The organism is Bradyrhizobium sp. LTSP857 (genome assembly GCF_000938285.1).
In the GTDB taxonomy this organism is placed as follows: Bacteria; Pseudomonadota; Alphaproteobacteria; order Rhizobiales; family Xanthobacteraceae; genus Bradyrhizobium.
Map to the genome: position 1 here is coordinate 97,913 of NZ_JYMS01000014.1, position 8,697 is coordinate 106,609.

General features: G+C 63.3%; 8 protein-coding genes. 3 read left to right on the plus strand and 5 right to left on the minus strand.

The window, feature by feature from the left end; genetic code table 11:
• Positions 1-12 precede the first annotated feature (12 nt).
• Entirely contained in the window at positions 13-744 is a 732-nt protein-coding gene (locus tag UP06_RS07555; RefSeq protein ID WP_045001781.1) for a sulfite exporter TauE/SafE family protein, read from the minus strand.
• 227 nt (positions 745-971) lie between these two features.
• Here UP06_RS07555 and UP06_RS07560 point away from each other — a divergent pair, with 227 nt between their 5' ends.
• Positions 972-2,267 carry a hemolysin family protein gene (locus UP06_RS07560; RefSeq protein WP_045001782.1) on the plus strand — a complete coding sequence of 432 codons (1,296 nt, stop codon included), beginning with the start codon at positions 972-974 and terminating at the stop codon, positions 2,265-2,267.
• Positions 2,268-2,295: 28 nt separating this feature from the next.
• Here UP06_RS07560 and UP06_RS07565 read toward each other — a convergent pair whose 3' ends face one another.
• From UP06_RS07565 to UP06_RS07580, 4 genes are all read right to left on the minus strand, one after another.
• On the minus strand, positions 2,296-2,535 hold the full coding sequence (locus UP06_RS07565; RefSeq protein ID WP_045001784.1) for a PilZ domain-containing protein: 240 nt from the start codon (positions 2,533-2,535) through the stop codon (positions 2,296-2,298).
• Between the two features lie 107 nt (positions 2,536-2,642).
• Positions 2,643-4,268, minus strand: a complete 1,626-nt coding sequence (locus UP06_RS07570) for an FMN-binding glutamate synthase family protein (protein ID WP_045001807.1) — start codon at positions 4,266-4,268, stop codon at positions 2,643-2,645.
• A 200-nt stretch (positions 4,269-4,468) separates the two neighbouring features.
• Positions 4,469-5,347 (minus strand): patatin-like phospholipase family protein, encoded by an 879-nt coding sequence (locus tag UP06_RS07575; protein ID WP_245305429.1) that lies wholly within the window; start codon positions 5,345-5,347, stop codon positions 4,469-4,471.
• A 131-nt stretch (positions 5,348-5,478) separates the two neighbouring features.
• Positions 5,479-6,252: a ferredoxin--NADP reductase gene (locus UP06_RS07580; protein WP_045001785.1), complete on the minus strand. Its 774-nt coding sequence runs from the start codon at positions 6,250-6,252 to the stop codon at positions 5,479-5,481.
• A gap of 391 nt (positions 6,253-6,643) precedes the next feature.
• On the opposite strand from UP06_RS07580, the gene UP06_RS07585 reads away from it, so the two are divergent.
• Together UP06_RS07585 and UP06_RS07590 are read left to right on the plus strand one after the other, a co-directional pair.
• The gene (locus UP06_RS07585) at positions 6,644-7,444 is read left to right on the plus strand and encodes an ATP-grasp domain-containing protein (protein ID WP_045001787.1); all 801 of its coding nucleotides are present in this window, start codon (positions 6,644-6,646) and stop codon (positions 7,442-7,444) included.
• A 224-nt stretch (positions 7,445-7,668) separates the two neighbouring features.
• Positions 7,669-8,667 carry an IS5 family transposase gene (locus UP06_RS07590; protein ID WP_044999899.1) on the plus strand — a complete coding sequence of 333 codons (999 nt, stop codon included), beginning with the start codon at positions 7,669-7,671 and terminating at the stop codon, positions 8,665-8,667.
• Positions 8,668-8,697 lie beyond the last annotated feature (30 nt).

The following is an 8,697-nucleotide window of genomic DNA, read 5'->3' on the forward strand; positions in this document are numbered from 1 at the left end:
GCGGTGCGCTTCCTAGAACAGCAGCGCAACACCCGAGACGAACAGCAGCGCGAGCACGATTTTGCGGAACGTGGCCTCATCGATCCGGCCGAACAACTTTAGCCCCAGCCACGTCCCGGCAAACAGGAACGGCAGGCCGAGCGCGAACAGCTTTGCCGTCTCGGGCGTGACCGATCCCTTGGCGCCGAGCAAGAGCGCCGCCATGGCGAACACCACGACCGCGACGGGCTGGAACGTGGCACGCTGAAGGTCTTTCGGCAGGCCGCGCAAATTGCACCAGATGGTGATGATGATGCCGGCAAGGCCGGTCAACCCGCCGAGCAGGCCGTTGACGAACCCGACTGCGATGTCGGCCGCGGGCGGCACGATTGTTGCGATCTTGAGCTGCGGCCGAAACAACGCATAAAGGCTGTAGACGATCAGGATCGCCCCAACCGCGATGCGAACGCTCTTCGGATCAGCCCAGGTCAGAAGCCACACCCCGACCGGCACGCCCGCGACCGCGCCGATCATGAAAGGCCATAGCCGGCGCCAATCGATTGCAGCGCGCAGCTTCCAGACTGAATAACCCTGCACCAGAAGGCCGAACCCGACGATCAGGCTGGCGCTCTGGAGCGGCGTCAGCACATAGAGCCACAACGATGCGGCGACCAGGCCGAAGGCAAAACCGGAGAGGCCGGCGACAAACGCGCCGGCGAAAGTGGCCAACAGGAAAAGCGGAAGCTCGATTGTGATCCCGTCCATTGCTCGCTCCATAAATCAGCGAGCAGCGCTTGCGTGGGATCACCACTTCACGGGAAGGCTGCGATGTCCCCGGGCTGCAAGCCTAGGAGAACCTGGTTCCCTCCACAATGGCCCTCCTCTGGCGCGCTGCGACAATTTGGTCGGAACGGGCAATCTACGCGGTGAGTTCATATATAAGAGGCTCGCTCCGGCGTCCGCCGGCCCGCATCCCCTCTCCCTTGCGAAAAATGTTGTCTGTCGAACTCATCATCGTTGTCGTCCTGATCGTCATCAACGGCCTCCTGTCCATGTCCGAGCTCGCCGTGGTGTCGTCGCGCCCGGCGCGGCTGTCGCTGCTTGCCGCCAAGGGCGTGCGCGGCGCCGAGCGCGCGCTGATGCTTGCCGCCGATCCCGGAAAGTTCCTCTCGACGGTGCAGATCGGGATCACGCTGGTCGGCGTGCTCTCGGGCGCGTTCTCAGGCGCGACGCTCGGGCAGCGGCTGGCGCAATGGCTGGTCGAGCTTGGTCTTGCGGCCGGGATCGCCGACATCGTCGGCGTCGGCATCGTCGTCACGCTCATCACCTATGCGACGCTGATTGTCGGCGAGCTGGTGCCGAAGCAGGTGGCGCTGCGCGATCCCGAAAGCATCGCGGTCAGGGTCGCGCCCGCGTTGCACGTGCTGGCGCGGGTATCGCTGCCGCTCGTCTTCCTGCTTGATCTCTCAGGCAAGCTGATCCTCACGCTGCTCGGCCGCGGCGGCAAGGCCGAGGAGAAGGTCTCGGAGGACGAGATCCACCATCTCGTCAGCGAGGCCGAGAACGCCGGCGTGCTCGAGCCCGGCGAGAAAGAGATGATCGCCGGCGTGATGCGGCTCGGCGACCGGCCGGTCGGCGCCGTGATGACGCCGCGCACGGAGGTCGACGAGATCGACCTGAGTGATGCCCCGGAAACCATTCAAGCGATCATCGCGAAGAGTCCGCATTCGCGCTTCCCCGCTTCGGACGGCGATCGCGAAAAGCCAATCGGCGTGCTTCAGGCCAAGGACCTGCTGGTCGCGTACATGAACGAGCGCACGCCGGATCTGCGGGCGCTTGTCCGCGAAGCGCCGAGCATTCCCGCCTCAGCGGATGCCCGCGATGTGCTCGCGATCCTGAGGGCTGCGCCGGTTCATGTCGGTTTCGTTTATGACGAGTACGGCGCCTTCGAAGGCGTGGTCACGGCAGCCGATATTCTGGAGTCGATCGTCGGCGCCTTCCATTCCGAGGAAGGCCCGCCGGAGCCGGCTTATGTCAGACGCGCGGACTCGTCGCTGCTCATCGAGGGCTGGATGCCGGTCGACGAGTTCGGCGATCTGCTCGGCATCGAGCTGCCGCCGCACCGCTACCACACGGTGGCGGGGCTGGTGCTGCAACAATTCAACGTCCTGCCCAATGTCGGCGACGCTTTCGACCTCAGTGGCTGGCATATCGAGGTGGTCGATCTCGATGGCCGGCGGATCGACAAGATTCTGGCGAGCCGGAGTGGTCCGCAGGCGGCGGCGTGAGTTGCGGGCACGCGGCACCGCAGAACCCTCACCCAAACCTCACCCCGATCCGCTTTTCCTTGCGCCAGACCACGGTGCAGGGCAGATGCGTTCCGTCGGCCTTGATGGACAGGGTGAAATGCGCGGGAATGCCGACCGGGCTGGTGACATCAAGCGCCGCGCCGGTGTCCGAGAAGTTGCGGACGGTGCAGTCGATCACGCCGCCGCCGAACTCGATGGTCCCGGCCTTCAGCACGCGGTGCCTGGTTTTGTCGCGTCGCTCGTCCATGGCGCCAATTTACACTCGAAGCTGACACAGACGTTAAAGCTTGACCCTGCCCCCAGTGAATTTACGCAGCCGGAGGACACAGCGGTATCATCCGGTCGACCGGCGCCTTACGGCGCCGGCTGGAACGTCTCCGCCCGCGCCATCTGCCAGGCATCGCGGAAGCGCGGATCTTCCGTGCCTTCGAGCAGCTCACCCGGACGCAGCGCCGGATAGAGTTGCGCGAAGGTTTTCACCTGGGTCGTCGACGTCCGTTGGCTGAAGTGGATCGGCCGCAGCTGCTGCGGATGTTCGAGACCCGCCGCGGCAATCAGCTCGGTCAGCGAGTGCAGCGTGGCGTGGTGATAATTGTGCACGCGGTCGATCTTGAGCGGCACGTAGAGCGCGCGCGCCCGCGTCGGATCCTGCGTCGCCACCCCGGTCGGGCAGCGGTCGGTGTGGCAGCTCAGCGACTGGATGCAGCCGAGCGAGAACATGAAGCCGCGGGCCGAATTGCACCAGTCGGCGCCGATCGCCATCGCGCGGGCCATGTCGAAGGCGGTCGCTATCTTGCCGGACGCGCCGAGCCTGATGCGGTCGCGCGCATTGATGCCGATCAGCGCATTGTGGACGAAATTGATGCCCTCGCGCATCGGCATGCCGAGGTGGTCCATAAATTCCAGCGGCGCGGCGCCGGTGCCGCCCTCATTGCCGTCGACGACGATGAAGTCCGGATAGATGCCGGTCTCCAGCATCGCCTTGCAGATCGCCAGAAACTCCCAGGGATGGCCGATGCAGAGCTTGAAGCCGGTCGGCTTGCCGCCGGAGAGCTTTCGCATTTCGGCGATGAATTGCATCATTCCGACCGGGGTCGAGAAGGCGCGATGCGAGGCCGGCGAGATGCAGTCTTCGCCCATCGCGACGCCGCGGATCTTGGAAATCTCTTCCGAAACCTTGGCAGCCGGCAGCACGCCGCCATGGCCGGGCTTGGCACCCTGGCTGATCTTGAGCTCGACCATCTTGATCTGGTCCTGGCCCGCGACCCGCGCGAACGCGTCGGGATCGAAGGTGCCGTCGAGATGACGGCAGCCGAAATAGCCGGAGCCGATCTCCCAGATGATGTCGCCGCCCATCTCGCGGTGATAGGGGCTGAAGCCGCCCTCGCCGGTGTCATGGGCGAAGCCGCCCTTCTTGGCGCCGGCATTGAGCGCGCGCACGGCATTGGGGCTGAGTGCGCCGAAGCTCATCGCCGAGATGTTGAACACCGACGCCGAATACGGCTTTGTGCAGTCCGGCCCGCCGATGGTGATGCGATACTTCTCCTCGGCATGCGCCTTGGGCGACACCGAGTGATGCATCCATTCATAACCCTCGCGGTAGACGTCCTCCTGGGTGCCGAACGGACGCTTGTCGAGCTGCATCTTGGCGCGCTGGTACACCACCGCACGGATGTCACGCGAGAACGGCATGCCGTCCTTCTCGCTCTCGAAGAAATACTGCCGCATCTCCGGGCGTATCTCTTCGAGCAGGAAGCGGATATGCGCCGAGATCGGGTAGTTGCGCAGGACCGCATGGCCCTTCTGCATGAGATCGCGGACGCCCAGCAGCGTCAGGGCGCCGAAGATCACGATCGGGATCAGCAGGATGTCGAAGATCTTGCGGTCGGCGATACCGATGCCAATCAGGAGCGCGGTGACGACCGCGCAGATCGTCAGGATGATGAAGCGTGGCGAAAATGGAAGCAGCAGAGTTTCCATGACACCCTCGGCCGAAGCTTGCGTCTTGTTATCGTTGGCCACGACCACATCCTTCTCGTCAAAATGACGGGGTACAATACGCCCGCGCCCCGTCTATGGATATGACGCGGCCTGGCTTCAGGCTACCGAATCCGCACGCTGCAAATCAATCCGTCCGGGCGCGGGCTTTTGCAGTGCAATAGATTCAATGACATGACAAATCAGTGACTATGTAGCTGCGCCTGATGCGGAATCACGCCGTGCTGCTCAAGGCCTCCCTGCGCCAGCCAGGCGTCGGTGCTCGCGATCGCGCGGTCGATATGTTCGCCGGTGCGCGAGAAATCGTAGGGCGAGCCGACCACCGGGCAGAGCGGCGGCACCACGACATATTCGATGTCGGGGGCGAGCCCTTCGAGCTCGGCCACCAACTGCCGGGCCGTCAGCAGCGTCAGCGCATGCAGGGCATTGGCGACCGCACCGACCGGGGGGCTTTCGGCCGCACAGGCGTGCCCGGCCGGCAGCACGATCAGCCGCTTTGCGCCCTTGTGAACCGCAACCCGGACCGGCGTGTTGGAGGAGATTGCGCCGTCGGCGAGGAACAGATTTCGGTAGCGGACCGGCGTGAAGGCACCCGGGATCGCGGTGGACGCCAGGATCGCCTCCACCGCCGAGCCGTCCGACAGCACCACGCTCTCGCCGGAGACGAAATCGGTGGTGACGATGTGCAGGGGAAGCCGGGCCTCCTGGAGGTTGCGGTAGGGCAGATGGTCCTCGACCAGCTTGCGGATGCCGTCATGGGGAATCAGGAAATCCCGCCGCCACATGAAACCGAGCAGGGTTCGCCATGTGACCGGGAAGACGTCCTGACGTTTCAGGCTGCGCCAGATCGCTTCCAGTCCGAGCACGCCCTTGAGGGAGGGATCGCCGGCATAATAGGCGCCGTTGATCGCGCCGACGCTCGAGCCGACCACGAGGTCGGCGACGACCCCGTGCTTGGCCAGCGCATGCATCATGCCGACCTGGATCGCCCCGAAACTGCCGCCGCCCGCCAGCACGAAGGCGGTCGGGTTTGGCGGACGACCATGATCGATCGCAGACAAGATGTGCGCAGCTCCCCCACCTCTCGCATCGCAACATCGCCGCGAGATTTTGCAGCGAGCTTATAACAGCGCCCGCGCGAGCGGCGCCAATAACAAAGTCGGGGGAGGATGGTGAGAGGGCCGAGCGGCGACTACCGCTCGACGAACGCCTTCTCGATCACGAAATGACCGGGCTTGTTGCCGGAGCCCTCGATGAAATCGCGGCCTTCGAACATGACTTTCAGCTCTTCGAGCATCGCCGGGCTGCCGCACATCATGACACGATCGGTCTCGATGTTGAGCGGACCCTGGCCGATGTCGTTGAAGATCTGCTCGGAGTTGATGAGGTCGGTGATGCGGCCGCGGTTACGGAACGGCTCGCGGGTCACGGTCGGGTAATACACCAGCTTGTCCGCGAGCAGCTCCCCGAACAGCTCGTCTTCGCGCAAGGAAGCGACGAGCTTTTCGCCATAGGCGAGCTCGGAGACCTGGCGGCAGCCGTGCACCAGCACGATGGTGTCGAACTGATCGTAAACCTCGGGGTCCTTGATCAGGCTCGCGAACGGGGCGAGGCCCGTACCGGTCGAGAGCAGCATCAGCCGTTTGCCGGGAATGAGATTGTCGGTGATCAGCGTGCCGGTCGCCTTGCGGCCGACCAGGATGGTGTCGCCTTCCTTGATCTTCTGGAGGCGCGAGGTCAGCGGGCCGTCCTGGACCTTGATCGAGAAGAATTCGAGCTCTTCCTCGTGATTGGCGCTCGCCATGCTGTAGGCGCGCAACAGCGGACGGCCATCGATCTCGAGGCCGATCATGGCGAACTGGCCGTTCTGGAAGCGGAAGCCGGTATCGCGCGTGGCGCGGAAGCTGAACAGCGTGTCGGTCCAGTGCTGGACGGAAAGAACCTTCTCTCGGTAAAACGCGCTCATGATTTTCGATATTCCGAATATTTGCGGTTTTAGAACAACAGCGTTGCCCGGCCCGCTGAAAGCGAGGCGAACACCACTCGTCATGGCGGAGGATTTCTTGGCTGTGATCTACGCCATTGAGGCCAATAATCAACCTCGTTTGGGATGCAATTGATGCCGCTCAAACCGGCATTTGCAGCGGAATTGATCGCACTGTTAATGAATCTGCTGCGGGACGCGCATGGAGGGTAATTTCTTTTCCCTGCGGGGCTCGATCGCAGCACTTAATTTCCGTCGCGCTCGCGAGAATTTCATTAAGAATAGCCCCGACTTTCACGCTGTTTGGCGCCGTTTCCCGCATTCTTGCGGCTTTTGGCGACGGGAACGATTGAAGACTGGAACGATCCAAGAAATGGCAAGCAGTGAGCGGATCTTCGTCCAGGCCATCAGGCGCTATTGCGCGGGCCATGGCATCGCCGTCGATGTCCGCGCCGGCGGCTGGCTGATCGCGATGCGCCGAGGGGAGGAGCGCCGCTTCGCTTTCGGCTACGACATCGGACTCAACAGCGCGATTGCGCATCGTCTCGCCAACGACAAATCGGCAACCGCCGAAGCGCTGGCGCTGGAGCACGTGCCCGGCATTCCCCATGATCTCTTCCTCAACCCGAAGCTGGGTGCGCAAATCGTCGGCCCCGGCTGGCACGAGGCGATGCTGGCGCTGCTAGCGCAGAACCCGCAAGGCGTCGTGGTGAAGCCGAACGAGGGGACGTCGGGACGATCTGTTTTCAGGGTAACGACGGAGGCGGAGCTCGACCACGCGGTTGGCGAGGTCTTTTCGATGAGCGTCGGGCTCGTGATTTCGCCTTATGTCGAGATCGAGGAGGAGGTCCGCGTGGTGCTGCTCGATGATGTGCCCCTCGTCGTCTACAGCAAGCAGCGTGGCCGGGATTGGCGGCACAATCTCGATGCCGGCGCAAAACCCGTGCTCCTGGAGGACGGCGAGGCTCGCTCAGCTTGCGTGAAACTCGCGATCGACGCCGCAAGCGCCATCGGCATCGCCTTTGCGTCAATCGACGTGGTGCGCGTGGATGGCGACTGGCGCGTGCTCGAAATCAATTCCGGCGTGATGATGGAGGCGCTGGGGAAGCTGCATCCGGAGCTGGTGCAGGCGACATATGACGCGGCGCTGGATCGGGTGTTTGGAGGAAACTAACGGCGGCGAAACCGGTGCGATCCTTCTCCCCTTGTGGGAGAAGGTGGCGCGAAGCGCCGGATGAGGGGTTCTCTCCGCGCGCTCAACTGACACTGTCGCACGCAGAGAGAACCCCTCACCCGTCTCGCCGCTACGCGACGAGCCACCCTCTCCCACAAGGAGGGCTTTGCATAATCGGCTGCACGTGATTCTTTGAATCATGGCTGATTCTAGCGAGGGGAGCCATGGTTGAGCGCAATGTCGGTCAGATGAGCTTGGCGGATGGCCTGGTTCGGGCACCGCGAAGCAGCATCCTGGATGAGGTGGAGGCTGTTGTGGATTGGGCGCCGCTGCGCTCGCTGCTTGGCAAGCGGGGCGGCGATGGTGCCGGCAACAGCAGCTATCCGGCGGAAGTCTTGCTTCGCTGCTTGCTCGCCGGGATCTGGCACAATCTGTCTGATCCCGCGCTGGAAGCGGCCATTGCAGACCGGTTGTCGTTCCGCCGCTTTGTTGGTCTGAGCCTGCACGATCAGACCCCGGATCACACGACATTGTGGCGGTTTCGGCAGGAACTCGCCAAGGACGGTCTGATCGAGAAGATCTTCACTGAGATCAATCGGCAGTTGGAGGCCAAGAAGCTGATCCTCAAGCAGGGAACGCTGGTCGACGCCTCGTTAATCGCGGCACGAGCCACTCCGCCCCGCAAGGCACGCAAGGATGGCGAGGATACGCCACCCAAACCATCTGCGGATCGCGATGCTCGCTGGGGCCGGAAAGGCAAAAAGAGCGTGTTCGGCTATAAAATCCACACGGGCGTGGATGCAGGTCACACCCTCATTCGTCGCGTCCATGTGACGGACGCCTCAATCACCGATACCGAGCCAGCGGATCGTCTGTTCTGCGGCGATGAGGCCGCGGTCTATGGCGATCAGGCCTACTACACGCATGCCCGGCACGCGCGTCTTAAAGAAGCTGGCATCAAGGACCGCCTGATGCATCGGCCCAACAAGCATCATCCCGAACTGCCGCCGCGGCAGAAGCTGCGCAACAAACTAATCGCCAAGGTGCGCGCCGCCGTCGAGCGTCCGTACGCCGTGTTCAAGGAGCATTATGGTCTCCGGCGGATGCGCTTCTTCAACTTCGAGCGCAATCAGGTGCACATCGTGCTGGCCTGCTGCGCCTACAACCTACGGCGTGCGGCCGGCGCATTGGCCGCACAACGCCAGGAGTCCGTCTCCGCATGAAAAAACAGAGGACAACAGGGGATGAAATGA